Annotated in this window: 15 protein-coding genes and 1 pseudogene; 10 read left to right on the top strand and 6 right to left on the bottom strand. The window is 48.5% G+C overall.

What is annotated here, in order from left to right; translation table 11 throughout:
- Window positions 1-70: 70 nt before the first annotated feature.
- Entirely contained in the window at window positions 71-553 is a 483-nt protein-coding gene (locus B4113_RS00695; RefSeq protein WP_033022565.1) for a hypothetical protein, read from the bottom strand.
- Between the two features lie 398 nt (window positions 554-951).
- On the opposite strand from B4113_RS00695, the gene uvsE reads away from it, so the two are divergent.
- From uvsE to B4113_RS00680, 3 genes are all read left to right on the top strand, one after another.
- Entirely contained in the window at window positions 952-1,917 is a 966-nt protein-coding gene (gene uvsE / locus B4113_RS00690) for a UV DNA damage repair endonuclease UvsE (protein WP_061912076.1), read from the top strand.
- Between the two features lie 378 nt (window positions 1,918-2,295).
- Window positions 2,296-4,506 carry a catalase/peroxidase HPI gene (katG, locus tag B4113_RS00685; RefSeq protein ID WP_061912075.1) on the top strand — a complete coding sequence of 737 codons (2,211 nt, stop codon included), beginning with the start codon at window positions 2,296-2,298 and terminating at the stop codon, window positions 4,504-4,506.
- A 192-nt stretch (window positions 4,507-4,698) separates the two neighbouring features.
- A complete protein-coding gene (locus tag B4113_RS00680) occupies window positions 4,699-5,124 on the top strand; it encodes an NUDIX hydrolase (protein ID WP_061912074.1) in 426 nt (141 codons plus the stop codon).
- Between the two features lie 41 nt (window positions 5,125-5,165).
- Here the strand turns inward: B4113_RS00680 and B4113_RS00675 are convergent, their stop codons facing one another.
- Complete coding sequence (locus tag B4113_RS00675; RefSeq protein ID WP_061912073.1) at window positions 5,166-5,936, bottom strand: ABC transporter permease; 771 nt, start codon at window positions 5,934-5,936, stop codon at window positions 5,166-5,168.
- A 156-nt stretch (window positions 5,937-6,092) separates the two neighbouring features.
- Complete coding sequence (locus tag B4113_RS00670) at window positions 6,093-6,833, bottom strand: ABC transporter ATP-binding protein (RefSeq protein ID WP_061912072.1); 741 nt, start codon at window positions 6,831-6,833, stop codon at window positions 6,093-6,095.
- A 278-nt stretch (window positions 6,834-7,111) separates the two neighbouring features.
- Between B4113_RS00670 and B4113_RS18345 the strand changes: the two genes are divergently transcribed.
- Window positions 7,112-7,429, top strand: coding sequence for a TipAS antibiotic-recognition domain-containing protein (locus B4113_RS18345; RefSeq protein WP_255358689.1), 318 nt, complete (start codon window positions 7,112-7,114; stop codon window positions 7,427-7,429).
- A gap of 45 nt (window positions 7,430-7,474) precedes the next feature.
- Here B4113_RS18345 and B4113_RS00660 read toward each other — a convergent pair whose 3' ends face one another.
- Window positions 7,475-8,545, bottom strand: a complete 1,071-nt coding sequence (locus B4113_RS00660) for a hypothetical protein (RefSeq protein ID WP_061912071.1) — start codon at window positions 8,543-8,545, stop codon at window positions 7,475-7,477.
- Window positions 8,546-8,629: 84 nt separating this feature from the next.
- Complete coding sequence (locus B4113_RS00655) at window positions 8,630-9,079, bottom strand: MarR family winged helix-turn-helix transcriptional regulator (protein ID WP_061912070.1); 450 nt, start codon at window positions 9,077-9,079, stop codon at window positions 8,630-8,632.
- A gap of 183 nt (window positions 9,080-9,262) precedes the next feature.
- On the opposite strand from B4113_RS00655, the gene B4113_RS00650 reads away from it, so the two are divergent.
- The 6 genes from B4113_RS00650 (at window position 9,263) to B4113_RS00630 (ending at window position 14,970) form a co-directional block, all read left to right on the top strand.
- Window positions 9,263-9,685, top strand: coding sequence for an NUDIX domain-containing protein (locus B4113_RS00650; protein ID WP_061912069.1), 423 nt, complete (start codon window positions 9,263-9,265; stop codon window positions 9,683-9,685).
- A gap of 82 nt (window positions 9,686-9,767) precedes the next feature.
- Window positions 9,768-10,016, top strand: a complete 249-nt coding sequence (locus tag B4113_RS00645) for a hypothetical protein (RefSeq protein WP_235597934.1) — start codon at window positions 9,768-9,770, stop codon at window positions 10,014-10,016.
- The gene (locus B4113_RS00640) at window positions 10,013-10,585 is read left to right on the top strand and encodes a Uma2 family endonuclease (RefSeq protein WP_061912068.1); all 573 of its coding nucleotides are present in this window, start codon (window positions 10,013-10,015) and stop codon (window positions 10,583-10,585) included. The genes B4113_RS00645 and B4113_RS00640 overlap by 4 nt, the downstream gene beginning before the upstream one ends.
- 343 nt (window positions 10,586-10,928) lie before the next feature.
- Window positions 10,929-11,069 (top strand): YrzI family small protein, encoded by a 141-nt coding sequence (locus B4113_RS18340; protein WP_082799275.1) that lies wholly within the window; start codon window positions 10,929-10,931, stop codon window positions 11,067-11,069.
- Window positions 11,070-11,194: 125 nt separating this feature from the next.
- Window positions 11,195-12,955 (top strand): ABC transporter ATP-binding protein, encoded by a 1,761-nt coding sequence (locus tag B4113_RS00635; protein ID WP_061912067.1) that lies wholly within the window; start codon window positions 11,195-11,197, stop codon window positions 12,953-12,955.
- Window positions 12,952-14,970: an ABC transporter ATP-binding protein gene (locus tag B4113_RS00630; protein ID WP_061912066.1), complete on the top strand. Its 2,019-nt coding sequence runs from the start codon at window positions 12,952-12,954 to the stop codon at window positions 14,968-14,970. Before B4113_RS00635 ends, B4113_RS00630 begins: the two co-directional genes overlap by 4 nt.
- Window positions 14,971-15,147: 177 nt before the next feature.
- Here the strand turns inward: B4113_RS00630 and B4113_RS00625 are convergent.
- Window positions 15,148-15,567: pseudogene (locus B4113_RS00625) on the bottom strand (IS701 family transposase); the annotation flags it as partial.

The following is a 15,567-nucleotide window of genomic DNA, read 5'->3' as shown; positions in this document are numbered from 1 at the left end:
AGTCAGTACGTATATATAGCGACGAAAGAGGGCGTCCCGGTCCTTTTGGGACACCCTCCTTTTTAATTCGTTATGCGTTTCTGACGACAAGAGCATTCAAGGCGCGAGTTTCAGCTGTGATGCTGCTTAACAAAGTCGATAGAATTGCACCGTTCGTTTCAATAACAATACGATACACATGCGTGCCCACGCCTGGTGTATCAACCCATGTCAAGTTCGGGAACAGCGTCGTGTTGGCGGCAGCTGTTAATACAGGAAGCAGAGATTCGACATCAAGCGATGCAATAGGCGTAAAGGCTCCCCCGTTCGTTGAACGTTCTAAGCGATAGGTGATGCCTGTCAAGGTTACGCCTGCTATGATAGCTAATACGGCCAATTCCAATTCAACCATCGAATCAAGTTTGACACGATCACCGCTGAGGGTCGTAATGGGCTGCAAACGAAGCACTTCTGTGACGGCTGTTCCTGTTAAGGGGATGGTAACGGGCAGATCCGTTGAGGACTGCGTAAAAAACAACTGCGGGAATAATCCACCATTGCACACACAAACCATTCATCTATCATCCTTTCCCAATAGTTTATATTTGGTACTAATGTATTAAATGATCATTTGTAGAAAAATGATTCGGATGAATAACTATTTTTCGACGAATTTCATGTAAATTGGGATAATAACCAATTAGAAGAGAAGATGATAGGCGGATCTTCAGGAGAAGAGGATTGACAGACACCTTCTTAATCATGATGTGCTTTCCTTCAATATTCAATGCGCTCTCATCGCTTTTGTATGGTTTGATTTATCTTATTGAATTGGGCTTAGAATAGCTTGTATGATTGCCCTTGTCCATGTGTCATTGGTCGACTCTTGAAAAAAGGGGGCGTTCATAAACAGCGCTCAGGTCGGGTATACTAACCAGCGGCAATCGATGGATAGAACGGAGGAACATTGTTATGACCGTTGTCCGGCTCGGCTATGCCGCTATGAGCGTGCATGTCCCTCATTGCTCTCCCTCTCAAACGATGACCGCGGCGCAGTTTCGCGCCATTCGCGATCGCGAGGCAGCGATTCGCAAGCTTGAGCGGATCGCCATCTCCAATGTCGAAAACTGCCTTCGCTTGCTCAAACATAACAAGGCGCATGACATCCGCTTTTTCCGCCTCAGCTCGCGGCTTATTCCGCTTGCCAATCATCCAGAGCTAGACGGGTGGGATTATCTCGCTCCCATCCGTGAAGCGTTGCGATCGATCGCGCTGTTTTTGCGTGAGTATCCGATGCGGCTTGATTTCCACCCCGAGCATTTTGTTGTGCTCAATTCCCCTGATGCCGATGTGTTCCGCGCTTCATTGCGCACGCTGCATCTGCATCGAGAACTGTTGCGCGGAATGGGGATTGACGCAGAACACCGCTGCGTGCTCCACCTTGGCGGCGGGTATGGCGACAAAGAAAAGGCGTTGGAGCAGCTGATCCATAATTGGGCGTACATCCCCATCTCGTTGCAGCGAATGATCATGTTTGAAAATGATGATACGGTGTTTACGCTGCGCGATGCTCTCTATGCATGCGAAAAACTCGGCGTGCCGCTCGTTTTTGATTTGCACCACCATCTCGCCAATCACGACGAAGAAGACTGGCGGCCAGACTGGGAACGGATCGTGGCGACATGGCGCCACTCGCCGCTGCCGATGAAAATGCATCTCTCAAGCCCAAAGAGCGACAGACAGTTCCGCGCCCATCACGATTTTGTCGATGCTGAGATGTTCATCCGCTTTTTGCGGGAAATCAAAGGCACCGTCCGGCAGCTTGACTGCATGATTGAAGCGAAACAAAAAGATGAGGCGTTGTTTCAGCTTGTGCGCGACCTCAAGCGCTATGATGAAATTGAGTGGATGGACGGAGCGAGCTTTTATGTGAAGTGACAGGGATCGTGACGATCATCATCCAGACCGCGAGCCATACGCACTTTTGTCAATACTTAAATTTCCTTTATTGAGAATGGTTCATCTTCATGGAATGGGATGGTGTGGTCAAATATATATAAATTGAAATTTTGTTTTACATCCCGCTGATTACTCGACTCGTTCTATCATAATGAACTTGTACTTAGATGAAACGCGCAACGAAAAATCGGAAAATCCTTATTGCAACTTATATAGAAAGATTTTATACTAAAAAATACTTTTTACACTTTACTATTAAATATTAATTTATTATAATTTTAATGTAATAGTAATTATCAATATCGGTTGCCAAAACAACCGTGAGGAAGACAATTTGAACAGGAAGGGGAAGAGAAGATGGAACATCAACACCCACAACAAGCTTCAAAATGCCCATACCACGGGAGCATCACCAATCAATCTTCCAATCGGACAACGAACAAAGACTGGTGGCCGAATCAGCTGAATGTAAGCATTCTTCACCAGCATGACCGGAAGACGAACCCTCATGATGAAGATTTTGATTACGCGCAAGAATTTGCAAAGCTGGACTACTGGGCGTTAAAAGAAGATTTGCGGAAACTGATGACCGAAAGCCAAGACTGGTGGCCGGCCGACTATGGCCATTACGGGCCGTTAATGATCCGCATGGCTTGGCATTCGGCAGGGACGTATCGCATCGGCGACGGCCGCGGCGGCGCGTCGACAGGCACGCAGCGTTTTGCGCCGTTAAACAGCTGGCCGGACAACGCCAACTTGGATAAAGCGCGCCGGCTGTTATGGCCGATCAAAAAGAAATACGGAAACAAAATCTCTTGGGCTGATTTGTTCATTTTGGCGGGCAATGTCGCCATTGAATCGATGGGTGGAAAAACGATCGGGTTTGGCGGCGGCCGCGTTGACGTCTGGCATCCAGAAGAAGACGTGTATTGGGGATCGGAAAAAGAGTGGCTCGCCTCTGAACGCTATTCCGGCGATCGCGAGCTCGAAAACCCGCTCGCCGCGGTGCAAATGGGGTTAATCTACGTCAACCCAGAAGGGCCGGACGGCAAGCCGGATCCGAAAGCAGCGGCGCGCGATATCCGCGAGACGTTCCGCCGCATGGGGATGAACGATGAAGAAACGGTCGCCTTGATCGCCGGCGGTCATACGTTCGGAAAAGCGCACGGCGCCGGCCCGGCCACGCACGTCGGTCCTGAGCCGGAAGCCGCCCCGATTGAAGCGCAAGGGCTGGGATGGATCAGCTCTTACGGAAAAGGGAAAGGGAGCGATGCAATCACAAGCGGCATTGAAGGCGCTTGGACGCCGACGCCAACCCAGTGGGATATGTCGTACTTTGACATGCTGTTTGGCTATGACTGGTGGCTGACGAAAAGCCCGGCCGGAGCTTGGCAATGGATGGCGGTCGACCCGGATGAAAACGACTTGGCCCCGGATGCCGAGAACCCGTCGAAAAAAGTGCCGACGATGATGATGACGACCGATTTGGCGCTGCGGTTTGACCCGGAATACGAAAAAATCGCCCGCCGGTTCCACCAAAACCCGGAAGAATTCGCCGAGGCGTTCGCCCGGGCGTGGTTCAAGCTCACCCATAGAGATATGGGGCCGAAAACGAGATATCTCGGTCCGGAAGTTCCGGAAGAAGACTTCATTTGGCAAGACCCGATTCCAGAAGTCGATTACGAACTGACGGAAGCGGAAATCGAAGAAATCAAAGCGAAAATTTTGAACTCCGGGCTGACCGTCAGCGAGTTGGTCAAAACGGCTTGGGCCTCAGCCAGCACGTTCCGCCATTCCGACAAGCGCGGCGGAGCCAACGGCGCCCGCATCCGTCTCGCCCCACAAAAAGACTGGGAAGTGAACGAACCGGAGCGGCTCGCCAACGTGCTGTCCGTCTACGAGGACATCCAACGTGAACTGCCGAAAAAAGTAAGCATCGCCGACTTGATCGTCCTTGGTGGCAGCGCTGCGGTCGAAAAAGCGGCCCGCGACGCTGGTTTTGATGTCAAAGTGCCATTTTTCCCTGGCCGCGGCGATGCGACGCAAGAACAAACGGACGTCGAAAGCTTTGCCGTATTAGAACCGTTTGCGGACGGCTTCCGCAACTATCAAAAGCAAGAATACAGCGTCCCGCCGGAAGAACTGCTCATCGACAAAGCGCAGCTCCTTGGGCTGACGGGTCCAGAAATGACGGTCTTAATTGGCGGCTTGCGCGTGTTGGGCGCGAACTATCGCGATTTGCCCCACGGCGTGTTTACCGACCGCATCGGGGTGCTGACCAACGACTTCTTCGTCAACCTGTTGGATATGGACTATGAATGGGTGCCGACCGACGGCGGCATTTACGAAATCCGCGACCGGAAAACCGGCCAAGTGCGGTGGACAGCGACCCGGGTCGATCTCATTTTCGGATCGAACTCCATCCTCCGCTCTTACGCCGAATTTTACGCTCAAGACGACAACCAAGAAAAATTCGTCCGCGATTTCATCAACGCGTGGGTGAAAATCATGAACGCCGACCGCTTCGATCTGGTGAAAAAAGCAAGAGAATCAGTCGCCACTCGCTAATGAAAACAAGGCAGGGGGAGAGGATTCCCTCTGCCTTGTTTTTGCGGCATACAAAACCGCTCGATCGGCAGCGCCGCTCTCCCGACCGGAAAAACCGATGGGGGAAGGGCTGGAGGAAATATGGTGAAATATGATAAAATGATACGAATGAGTCGATCAAAACGATCATCGATATAGGGGGGACAGCCTTTTATGAAGATACGCCAATGTTCTAGAGCCGTGATCATCAATGAACGGAATGAAATTCTTCTTCAGCGATTTGAATTTCGCGATGTGGTAGGAAACAAGGTGTTATGGGTGACTCCAGGGGGAGGGATTGAAGAAAATGAGACCCCGGCGGAAGCGTTAAAAAGAGAGTTATACGAAGAACTAGGCATTGTTGTCGACCTTGTCGGCGAACCCCTATTTCAACTCGATGTATGGATCGATGGGAAACAAGGTCCTTTTGTTAGTCGAGAGATTTATTACAAAATCACGATTCCATCGGATACGAGATTATCGTTCGAAAATATGACGAAAGACGAAAAGGATGCATGGCAACAGGTAAAATGGTGGAGCAAGGAAGAATTGCAGAGCATCGATGATTTTGCGCCGCGTGAGATATTGAATTACATATAAGAACCGATCAGCTGTGGGGGCCGCTTCAACCTGTCTTTTCGTTATACGTAGCTTCCTATTTTTCCGTTCTTCCTCGCCCAGTTCCATTGTTGTCTTAAGACGAATGAGCCGATGGCGAGCCACAATAGCGAGACGCCGAACGCGGGAAAGAACGCGCGCCATCCTGCGCTCATTCCTTGTACAGCCCAAGAAAGAGGAGAAAGGGCGTTGAGAATATGAAAGGCGGCTGGTAATCGATTCGAAGATAGAAAAAACCCGGAGAAGATTAATAAATAGTAAAGAAGCACTTCAGTAACGGCCCCGACTTGCTTTAAGCGGAGTGACAGTCCTAAAATGAACACGCCGATCCCCGTCATGCCGATGAGACTCACTCCACCAAATACGACGATTTCCGTTACGATGGACAATGCTCCCGAAACAATTTCGGAAAATCCAATGATCAAGGCGGCACAAAGGAAAAAAAGCGCCACCCATGCGAACGACAACGCGACTTCCGCGACCACCACGCCGATCAAAATTTGCCATGGAGGAGTCTTCGTTGAAAGCACTTGCTCTGCGGTGCCGAGATACGCTTCTTCGATTGCGCTGTTGCCAAGCTTTGCGATCAAATGAGCGCTTAAGTACCAAAGGCTGAAACCGGCTAGCTTGACCGCCGCCTCTTTTCCCGTCTGGATGGGGCTTGCGTACAGCGTACCGAAAAAAAAGACAAATTTAATAATCAGCCCAACAGTAAAATCGAACCAATATCGGCGATACTCTGCTCTTTTTTTCAAAAACGACGCCGATACAACACGAAAAATTTGCCGGAGCAATCAACCCACCTCCCTAGACGACATGGCGGATTTGCCGAATCAAAGAAGACTTGATTTTGTAAGGTTTGTCTATTTTTGTTTGGTTGTCAATGGATGTTCGTGAATTTGCGCATCGACAGTATCTGAAAAACAATACTGCAAAGCGGCCTCCATTATTCAATCACCAACCTCTTGGGAGAATTGATAGGAACGAATCGCCGCTAAAAAATGAGTTTCCAAGTCAGCTGGAGTTGAAAAATGTTCCTTTGTTCCCCGCCAAATGATGGTTCCATCTTTGATAAATACAAATTGATTTCCAACGGCGTGGGCAAACGGAATGTCGTGGGTCGTAATGAGGACGGCGTTCCACCAGTTGTGTTTTTCCGTCAACAGCGCTCGAATATGATGCTGCGACTCAACATCAAGGCCAAGAGTCGGTTCATCAAGGAACAAAAACGGCGCTCCTTTCATTAAGGCGATCGCAAACGCCAATTTTTGTTTCATCCCTCGCGAAAGGGATTGGGCCAGACGATCCGCGTAGGGGGTCAGATTCAACATGGCCATGATTTGTTCGGCCCGTCGCTTCGCTTCGTAACGGCTCCGCTTGTTTAGCAAACCAAAATACAAGAGATTGTCAAAAACATTTAAATATGAATAGGAGTTGTCGGCTTCTTCAAACACGACCGCAATCGACTCGCGCGCCCCATTCGGATTGCGGACAACATCCACCCCATTTACGTAAATACGGCCGCTGTCCGGTGCAGTAAGCCCGATGATGCACTTTATTAAGGTCGTCTTCCCAGCCCCATTTGGCCCTAAAAGAATGAGCCGATCTCCGTTATTCAGCTCGAGAGAGAGATCGCGCAACACGTGGCGATGAGGCGGATAGATTTTGTTGACATTTTGCACGACGATCATCTTTACCCAATCCTTTCAACTGAATAAACGAAAAGGTCTTTAGTAGCCTGTCTCTGCGTGGAGCTATACAAAGCTTGATTTTCCGTTTTTGGTTATAATTATAAAATAAAAAAGAAGAATGTAAATATTGAAAAATGATCACCTCTATCTGCGTGAGCAATGAATCCACTAAAGGGGGCGGTGGTTTCGTCCAAAATCGTGATGTTCCATTTGTTTCTCAGTTAAAATAGTCGGGCGAACTCAACCTTCTTTTTTGGCGAGATGCCGCTGATTTGCTCGTGGCAGCCGTTTCCGAAGCAGATATGATGGCGATGGATCGAGAATGGGTTCGTCTGACAAAAAAGGCTAAGCAGTTGGCGGGTACGCCTGTGGATCATCCAGAGGTAGAAGCATTGATGGAACAGTATATGAATGCCACATTGACCTTTGTTGGTCCTGATACGATGCAAATGCTCGGGCGACTAGAACAAGTGGAAGAGATGGTTCGGGAGGCGGAAACATGCAATTGGATGCCATCTCCTTTTACAAAAGAAGAAGAACAATGGCTCCATCAAGCTATGGAGCACTACATGGTCAAAAAAGGACTGATTGAATAAAAGGTAACAACATCGGCCCGCCACGATTCAGCTGGGCCGATTCTGTTATTTCCCCTGAAGCACCCGCTTCCAATTTTCTGACACCGTCTCATAAAATCCGTGCGCATCATCGACTGTCACATATAGTTTTCGCACCGTGTTTTTCCGCCCCAACAGCCCGATTACTTCCACCGGCTGCCGCAAGCGGATTTCCAGTTTCGGCTCTTCGTCAAAAAAGCCTAATAGCGCAACCGAATAGGCATCGGTTTCTTTCTTTCGCTTTGGTTTTTGGGTCACGTCCCATGTGATCTCTTCTATATTGGCGTACTCCAGCTCTACAAAGCTGCGGATTCCTAATTGGATATGGATTCGGTCAGGCGCCAGAATAATCGGAGACAGCGTAATCGCCCGATAGTCGGCGATCAGAACGAGCAGGAAATACACATCAAAAAACGTCACTATCCAAGCGGCTACTTCGCTCCACTGCATGACGAGCCAATGAACGCCGACGATTTCGATGAGCATCGCATGCACGAGCATCAAAAAGACACCGAAATATTCCGTTTTCTTATGATAGCTGTAAGTTGGATACGGCAGCGGCAGATGACGCCTTTTTTTGCGATACGTTAAGTAATACAACGCGGCGATCTCTGTGATCATGATCCGAAGCAAAAAGACAGGGCGCCTGAACACCGCTTCAATGGCATGGGTATAAGTGCTTAAAAAATAGAAATGTTTCGTTTTCTTAACGCGAAAGGTGCGAATAAAGGCTCTGAGGTTTCGGATGATAGACCAAGCGATCCATAATTCGATTACAATGAACAAACTTTCAATGACGAAAAAAACGTATTTGATAAAATGGTATTGTTCACGAAGCGGAGGGGGAATGATCACATACACGATTATTAGCCCAAATGCGGCTACGCTAACGCACGCTTTCCATGAACGCTTGATCCGACCGATCGTCATTCGATAAACAACGGCTAAATACAGCGGAAAAACGATGGTAAGCGACAATAAAACAGACGTATGTTCTAAAGCATGACCATGTTTTCGCACCGCTAGATAAAGAGCAGACGGAGCGAACAGAGACGCCGCTATAAACTGCATATAACGACTGTTTCGTATTCGATTCATCAGATTCCTCTCCCTTATTAGTTTAATAAAATTAATTATTAAATAAACTTAAATATTCGACAGACCTTCCCCAATGGAGAAGGGTTACGACCGATGCGCCTCTATGATGATGGTATAGAGCTTATCGTTAATTTCTTTCAGCTTTTCCAAATCATCACGCTGAAGTTTTCCATAATATTTTTCCATTAAGCGCAATTCGACTTCGCCCATTTTGTCATGATATGTTTGACCCGCTTGATCTAAACGGACGATGATTTCACGGCGGTCGGTTGGATTGATGTCTCGACGAACATACGCTTTTTCCTCCAGCTTTCGAACGAGCTGGCTGGCGGCGCTTGGAGTTATGGAAAAGAACTGGGCGATTTCGTTGATCGTCATGGTTTGATGCCTCAATATCTCCAGCAGCATCACTTGCCTTTGGGTTAGCTCTTGATACTCAGTGCTGAGCATGGCGCGAATCTCTTGCAATAAAAACGCGGTCACCGCATCGTTTTTTTCTTTAATGGCCTGATACAATGCTTTTAAATCGTCCATCGGACATCCCTTTCTTGATGATAAGTCTACCTATATTATAAACCATTTTAAATATTTAAGTAAAATTAAATTTTAACATAGGGTGAAGAAACGGAGCCGTCCTTTCTGTTTTTTCTTGATCTGTTCAATTCAACCATATAGAGTATTGTGTAGAGGGCAAAATCTAGAAGAAGGGGACTGCAGATGGAACATCGAAAGAACATCGTTGTCGTTTTGAAAGGGTTGATCTTACATAAAGGGACCGTGCTAATCGTCCAGCGCGCGCCTCATGATGAAGTGGGCGGCGGAACATGGGAGCTGGTCGGAGGGGGGATGCGCTTTGGTGAGGAGTTAGAAGCTGCGCTCATTCGTGAAATTGAAGAAGAAGTTGGGTTGACGGTGACGGTGGAGAAAGTTTTATACGCTGCGACGTTCCAAACCCATCCGACGCGGCAAGTCGTCATCTTGACGTATTTATGCACAAGCGAGCAGCACGAGGTCATCCTTTCGAAAGAACATATCCACTATTGCTGGGCGACAAAGGATGAAGCGCGTCAACTGCTGCCTCCGGCGATTGTATACGATTTTGAAAAAAACGGCGTGTTTTCGTTAGCGGAATGGAGGTAAAGAATGCTTCAGAAAAAATGGATTGGGGGTCGCTCGTTCGCTCGCGTTGCTTGCGGCCTTTGTTAGTGAGGTCTTTTTCTTCGTGAAATCTTTAGCGGCCAAAAGCGATTCGCATAAAAGCATGGAGCGGATTGAAGAGAAGTTTCCATCTATCGAAAAACAGATAACAAAGGCAAAAGAAGGCAGTTCTCAAAAAACATTAAATGAGTGTCGTTTAACTGCGCTAAAACTCGCAATCGAATCTTTGGAGAATCGTCGCGTTACAGTTAGCGAAATTGGCTCATTTACGGTATATAATTATAAAAAACGAAATGGAGTGAAGGAGCGATGACGACTCCGGAGTTTTCAAATCACAACTATACATATGAAGATTATCTCAAATGGGACGGACAATGGGAATTGATTGATGGCGTGCCATATAGCATGGCTCCTTCTCCTTCGTTTGCTCATCAGTATATGGTTGGTGAGTTGTATGCGGCATTGCGGGATTATTTTCAACAACAACGATGTGTAGTGGTCATGGCCCCATTTGATGTCATATTCGCTTCAAGCCTTGATGACAAATCCGCGAAAAATGTAGTGCAGCCCGATATTTCTGTTATTTGTAACCGAGAGAAAATAACAGAAAAGGGATGCGTGGGAGCCCCTGATTTAATCGTAGAAGTGTTGTCTCCGAGTACGGCGTTAAAAGACCGAAATGAAAAATACAAATTGTATCAACGGTTTGAAGTAAAAGAGTACTGGATGGTTGATCCGTTGCATCGAACCGTGGAGGTGTACGGGTGGCATAACGGAGCATATGAAAAAAGGGAAGTATTTGGAGAACGAGATGTACTCGTTTCTTTTCTGTATCCAGATTTAAAGGTTTGCCTCCATGATGTGTTTCAGCGGTTATTATAAACAACGCGAAGCGTCAGCGTAGATGGTGGGAGTATGTCACAAAGTTTCATAAAAATGATGAGAAATCATTTACAACTTCACCGTTTTTGGATACAATTGACTTCGTAACATGATTTCGGAAGGAGGATGAACAACATGAAAGCAATGATGAAACGAGCAACGCGCACAATGGAACAACGAAAAACGATTCGACCTTCCGAGTCTGTTACGGCCATTTTATCTTAAACAGCACAGCGAATGCCGCGGGAAGGAGATCGTTTTTTCCTGCGGCTTTTTTCGGCTGTTGCGCCGCGGGAACTCCAGGGAACCCGCGGCTTTTATTTATGAAAGGGGGTGAGGGACGATGACGATCCATTTGTTGTTTGTGACCATTACCATCGAGCGACGGACATGGACGATGGAGGAAATCAAACAGGAGCAGCTCATCCGGCAAGTGGAAGAAGAAATGACGGACCGAAAATGCTCCGTTTACCGATGGTTTTAAGCTTGCAATCTACAAATTTAAGGGAGGAAGGCAAAATGGAAATGAGATGGACACCGTTCACATTGCCAGCCGGAGAGATGGAGAGCGGTTAGATGATCACTGAACGATAAAGGAGTTGAGTCCATATGTTTTCGGTATTATGGAAGCTTCGTTCGTTTTTCAAGCAACATTGGAAGCGATATGTCATCGCCATTGTCTTTTTAATGTTGGGGGGCCTGTTCGAAACGATTCCGCCCAAGTTGCTAGGAATCGCGATTGACGATATACATTCGGACGGCTTCACCAAGGAGAAGCTGATCGCATATGTCGGAGGGCTCATAGGGCTGACGGTATTCATTTACGGCGTGAACTATATATGGATGTATCAGCTGTTCGGGGGTGCGTTTTTATTAGAGCGAAGCATGCGTTCCCGCTTGATGAAACATTTACTCAACATGACGCCGACGTTTTATGAAAACAATCGCACTGGCGACTTAATGGCGCGGGCGACGAACGACTTAAAAGCGATCGCCAATACGGCCGGATTCGGTATTTTAACGCTCGTTGATTCAAGCACGTTCATGCTCGTCATTTTATTCACGATGGGCCTGTCGATCAGTTGGAAGCTGACGTTTGCGGCGGTGCTGCCGCTGCCTGTGATGGCGGCAGCGATGAATCTGTACGGAAAACAAATTCACGAACGCTTTACAAAAGCGCAAGATGCGTTTGGCGACATGAACGATTATGTGCTCGAGTCAATTTCGGGCGTGCGCGTCATTCGCGCTTATGTACAGGAAAAAGCGGATGAAGCGAGATTTCACGCGCTGACGGAAGACGTGTATCAAAAAAATATGAAAGTCGCGCAAATCGATTCGCTCTTTGATCCAACGATTAAACTGCTAGTGGGCCTGAGCTATTTAATCGGATTAGGGTACGGGGCATACTTAGTGTTCCATCAAGAAATAACGCTCGGCGAACTCGTTTCGTTCAACGTTTATTTAGGTATGATGATTTGGCCGATGTTTGCCATCGGCGAGCTCATGAACGTGATGCAGCGCGGCAACGCTTCTCTCGATCGCGTGAACGAAACGCTCGCCTACGTTCCGGATGTGCAAAACCATCCCGAGCCGCAATCGGTTAAGATCCCCGAATCGATTGTGTTTGATCAAGTCGGGTTTCGCTATCCGTCATCAAGCGTCCCCAATTTAGCGAACATCTCGTTCACGCTTCGGCGCGGGCAAACGCTCGGCATCGTAGGGCGAACAGGGAGCGGGAAAACGACGCTGGTGAAGCAATTGCTGCGGGAGTATCCGCTAGGGACAGGGCACATTACCGTCTCAGGCGTTCCGCTCGAGCGAATTCCAATGGAACAGGTGCGAGGATGGATTGGCTATGTGCCGCAAGACCATGTGCTATTTTCGAAAACGGTGAAAGAAAATATTGTATTCGGACGCAAAGAGGCGGCCGACGAAGAATTCCAGAAAGCGATTGATTTAGCCGCATTCCGCAACGATATCGAAATGCTTCCTGAAGGGCTCGATACGTTAGTCGGGGAAAGAGGGGTTGCGCTATCAGGAGGGCAAAAGCAGCGGCTTTCGATCGCCCGCGCGCTGCTTATGAATCCGGAAATTTTAATTTTAGACGATGCCTTGTCCGCTGTCGATGCGAAAACGGAAGCGGCGATTATGGAAAACATTCGCCGCGAGCGCCGCGGAAAAACGACGATCATCACGACGCATCGTTTATCGGCGATCGAGCATGCCGATTGGATTCTCGTGCTAGATGACGGAAAAGTGATCGAACAAGGCACGCATGAACAACTCCTCGCCCAAAACGGGTGGTATTACGAGCAATGGATCCGCCAACAAGCCGCAGCGACGATAGAAGAAAGCGGGGTGGGTTTATGAACGTCGGAAAACGGCTATTCGCTTATGCCCTTCACTATAAAAACATGATGGTGTTCGCCTTGTGCATGCTGGCGGTTTCGGTGGCTGCCGAACTGACGGGGCCGTTGATCGCCAAACGAGTGATTGACCAGCATATTTTAGGGATCGAGTCTCCGTGGCACGAAGCTTCGAAAGGAAACCATGCCGTGTTTTATCAAGGGAAATGGTATAAGCGGGAGCGCGATTTTGCACAAGGAGAAGAAAAAGGGAAAGAAGTGCGCATTTTGCAAGTCGGGCGGCATTACTATTTTGTCGATCGCGCTGTCGCCTTGGACGGCAACCGCTCTGTCCAAGACGGCGTCCTCACGATTCGCCGCGGGGACGAGTCGGTCTCATATCCAGCCAAAAAGTTGTCCTTTCGAGAGCTCATGCGTTTTTACGAGCCGGACATTGAGCGTATCGTGTCCTTATTAGGTCTGTACATGGCCCTGCTCGTCGCGGCGACCGCGTTTCAATACGGACAGCACTACTACTTGCAGATGGCGGCGAATCGCATTATTCAAAAAATGCGCAAAGACGTCTTCGCGCACATCCAACGCCTGCCGATTCGCTATTTTGATCGTTTACCGGCCGGGAAAATCGTCGCGCGGGTGACGAACGATACGGAAGCGATTCGCGAGCTCTACGTTACGGTATTGGCGACGTTTTTTACAAGTTGCATCTATATCACCGGTATTTTTATCGCGCTGTTTCTTTTGGATGTTCGTTTGGCGGCCGTCTGCCTCCTCCTCTTGCCGATTTTAGCCGTATGGATGAAGGTGTACCGGAAATACGCGTCGAAATACAATCAAATCATTCGGTCGCGCTTAAGCGACATTCATGCGATGATTAACGAGTCGATTCAAGGAATGACCATCATCCAAGCATTTCGCAGACAAAAGGAAACGGAGCGCGAGTTTGACGAGCTGAACCAAGACTATTTCACCTACCAAAATAAGCTTTTGAGTCTAAATGCACTCACATCGCATAACTTAGTCGGCGTGCTCCGCAACGTAGCATTTGTGGCGCTTATTTGGCATTTCGGGGGCGGTTCTTTAAGCGGCCAAGCCATTTCCATGGGTGTGCTGTACGCGTTTGTAGATTATCTCACCCGCTTGTTCCAGCCGGTGACCGAGATGATGAACCAGTTGGCGAACTTGGAACAATCGCTTGTTGCCGCCCAGCGCGTGTTTGCGCTTCTCGATGAGCCCGGCGATGAGGTGTACGAAGGAGACATGCCGCGCTACAAAGGAAACGTCGTGTTTGAGAACGTGTATTTCGGGTATAAGGACGGCGAATATGTGTTAAAAAACATCTCCTTTACGGTCAAGCAAGGAGAGACGGTGGCGCTCGTCGGGCATACCGGCTCCGGGAAAAGTTCGATCATGAATCTATTGTTCCGTTTTTATGACATTCAAAAAGGGCGCATCCTCATCGATGGAGTCGATATTCAAACGATGCCTAAACAAATGTTGCGCAAGCATATGGGGATCGTTTTGCAAGATCCGTTTTTGTTCACCGGCACGATCGCATCCAATGTGAGTTTGCAAGATCCGCGCATTACCCGCAGCACGATCGAAAAAGCGCTTCGCGACATCGGGGCGGAGCAATGGCTCAAAAGCTTGCCGAACGGTTTTGATGAACCGGTCATTGAAAAAGGAAGCACGCTATCGTCCGGGCAGCGCCAGCTCATTTCGTTCGCCCGCGCCTTGGCATTCGATCCGGCCATTTTAGTGCTCGATGAAGCAACCGCCAACATCGATACGGAAACGGAAGCGGTCATTCAGCAAGCGCTCGATGTGCTCAAAAAAGGGCGCACCACGTTTATCATCGCTCACCGTTTATCGACGATTCGAAATGCCGATCAAATTCTCGTGCTAGACCGCGGCACGATCGTCGAACGAGGCACTCATGACGAACTGATGAACAAGAAAGGCAAATATTATCAAATGTATCAACTGCAACAAGGAGAGAAAGACGCGATCAAAGTGGGTTAATCGAGAGGAAGGAAGCCGTCTTGCGCTTCCTTCCGCAACAGAGCGTATGAAAAAGCTATAAGACAGTTTAGCGTAAGAAGGAATTAAAGCTAACTGAGAAGAATTAAGTACTGTACTGTAGATGAGCATTTTTCATTACAATAATTTCCATACCCTAAGAGACAAACAGGGTACCCCTTAGGCGACATGGAGCTGTTTTTTGATCACATCAATGGGAATATCTTGCTTCGCGGCGCCATAGATGAACTCGACGACGCTGTGCCCTTTCCGAGACCGAAGAAGCTCTAGGCCGGAAGAGAGGTCTTGCTGAGATTCGGCGATGCTGTATACACAGGCTAAGAGCACCACGACCCCATACCGTTTCACCGCCCGAACGTGGCGAACACGGTCCACCTGACTTCAGCTGGTCTTTGGCCTGCCGGAAAACGCATTCGATCGACCAGTGTTGGGCATCGTAACGCAAGATGTCTTCGTCACTCAGCTCCCGGTCGGTGCTCAAGACGACATGGAGATGATCCGGTGTCATCGGTTCATCCGCCTTCCAAGCCAGCAGCACCACCGCGTCATCGAGGCCATGGATCGCTCCCTCGTAGCGAT

Origin of the sequence: Geobacillus sp. B4113_201601, assembly GCF_001587475.1 — a bacterium.
Taxonomy (GTDB): domain Bacteria; phylum Bacillota; class Bacilli; order Bacillales; family Anoxybacillaceae; genus Geobacillus; species Geobacillus icigianus.
The sequence above is the reverse complement of the archived record's forward strand: the minus strand, read 5'-3'. Positions and strand labels throughout refer to the sequence as shown.

What these genes read in the sequence shown, in the direction of transcription:
- B4113_RS00660 (WP_061912071.1), bottom strand. Translation starts at nt 8,545, where the DNA reads ATGAATCGAATACGAAACAGTCGTTATATGCAGTTTATAGCGGCGTCT.
- B4113_RS00680 (WP_061912074.1), top strand. Translation starts at nt 4,699, where the DNA reads ATGAAGATACGCCAATGTTCTAGAGCCGTGATCATCAATGAACGGAAT.
- B4113_RS18340 (WP_082799275.1), top strand. Translation starts at nt 10,929, where the DNA reads ATGACGATCCATTTGTTGTTTGTGACCATTACCATCGAGCGACGGACA.
- B4113_RS00670 (WP_061912072.1), bottom strand. Translation starts at nt 6,833, where the DNA reads ATGATCGTCGTGCAAAATGTCAACAAAATCTATCCGCCTCATCGCCAC.
- B4113_RS00655 (WP_061912070.1), bottom strand. Translation starts at nt 9,079, where the DNA reads ATGGACGATTTAAAAGCATTGTATCAGGCCATTAAAGAAAAAAACGAT.
- katG (WP_061912075.1), top strand. Translation starts at nt 2,296, where the DNA reads ATGGAACATCAACACCCACAACAAGCTTCAAAATGCCCATACCACGGG.
- B4113_RS00650 (WP_061912069.1), top strand. Translation starts at nt 9,263, where the DNA reads ATGGAACATCGAAAGAACATCGTTGTCGTTTTGAAAGGGTTGATCTTA.
- B4113_RS00630 (WP_061912066.1), top strand. Translation starts at nt 12,952, where the DNA reads ATGAACGTCGGAAAACGGCTATTCGCTTATGCCCTTCACTATAAAAAC.
- B4113_RS00635 (WP_061912067.1), top strand. Translation starts at nt 11,195, where the DNA reads ATGTTTTCGGTATTATGGAAGCTTCGTTCGTTTTTCAAGCAACATTGG.
- uvsE (WP_061912076.1), top strand. Translation starts at nt 952, where the DNA reads ATGACCGTTGTCCGGCTCGGCTATGCCGCTATGAGCGTGCATGTCCCT.
- B4113_RS00695 (WP_033022565.1), bottom strand. Translation starts at nt 553, where the DNA reads ATGGTTTGTGTGTGCAATGGTGGATTATTCCCGCAGTTGTTTTTTACG.
- B4113_RS00640 (WP_061912068.1), top strand. Translation starts at nt 10,013, where the DNA reads ATGACGACTCCGGAGTTTTCAAATCACAACTATACATATGAAGATTAT.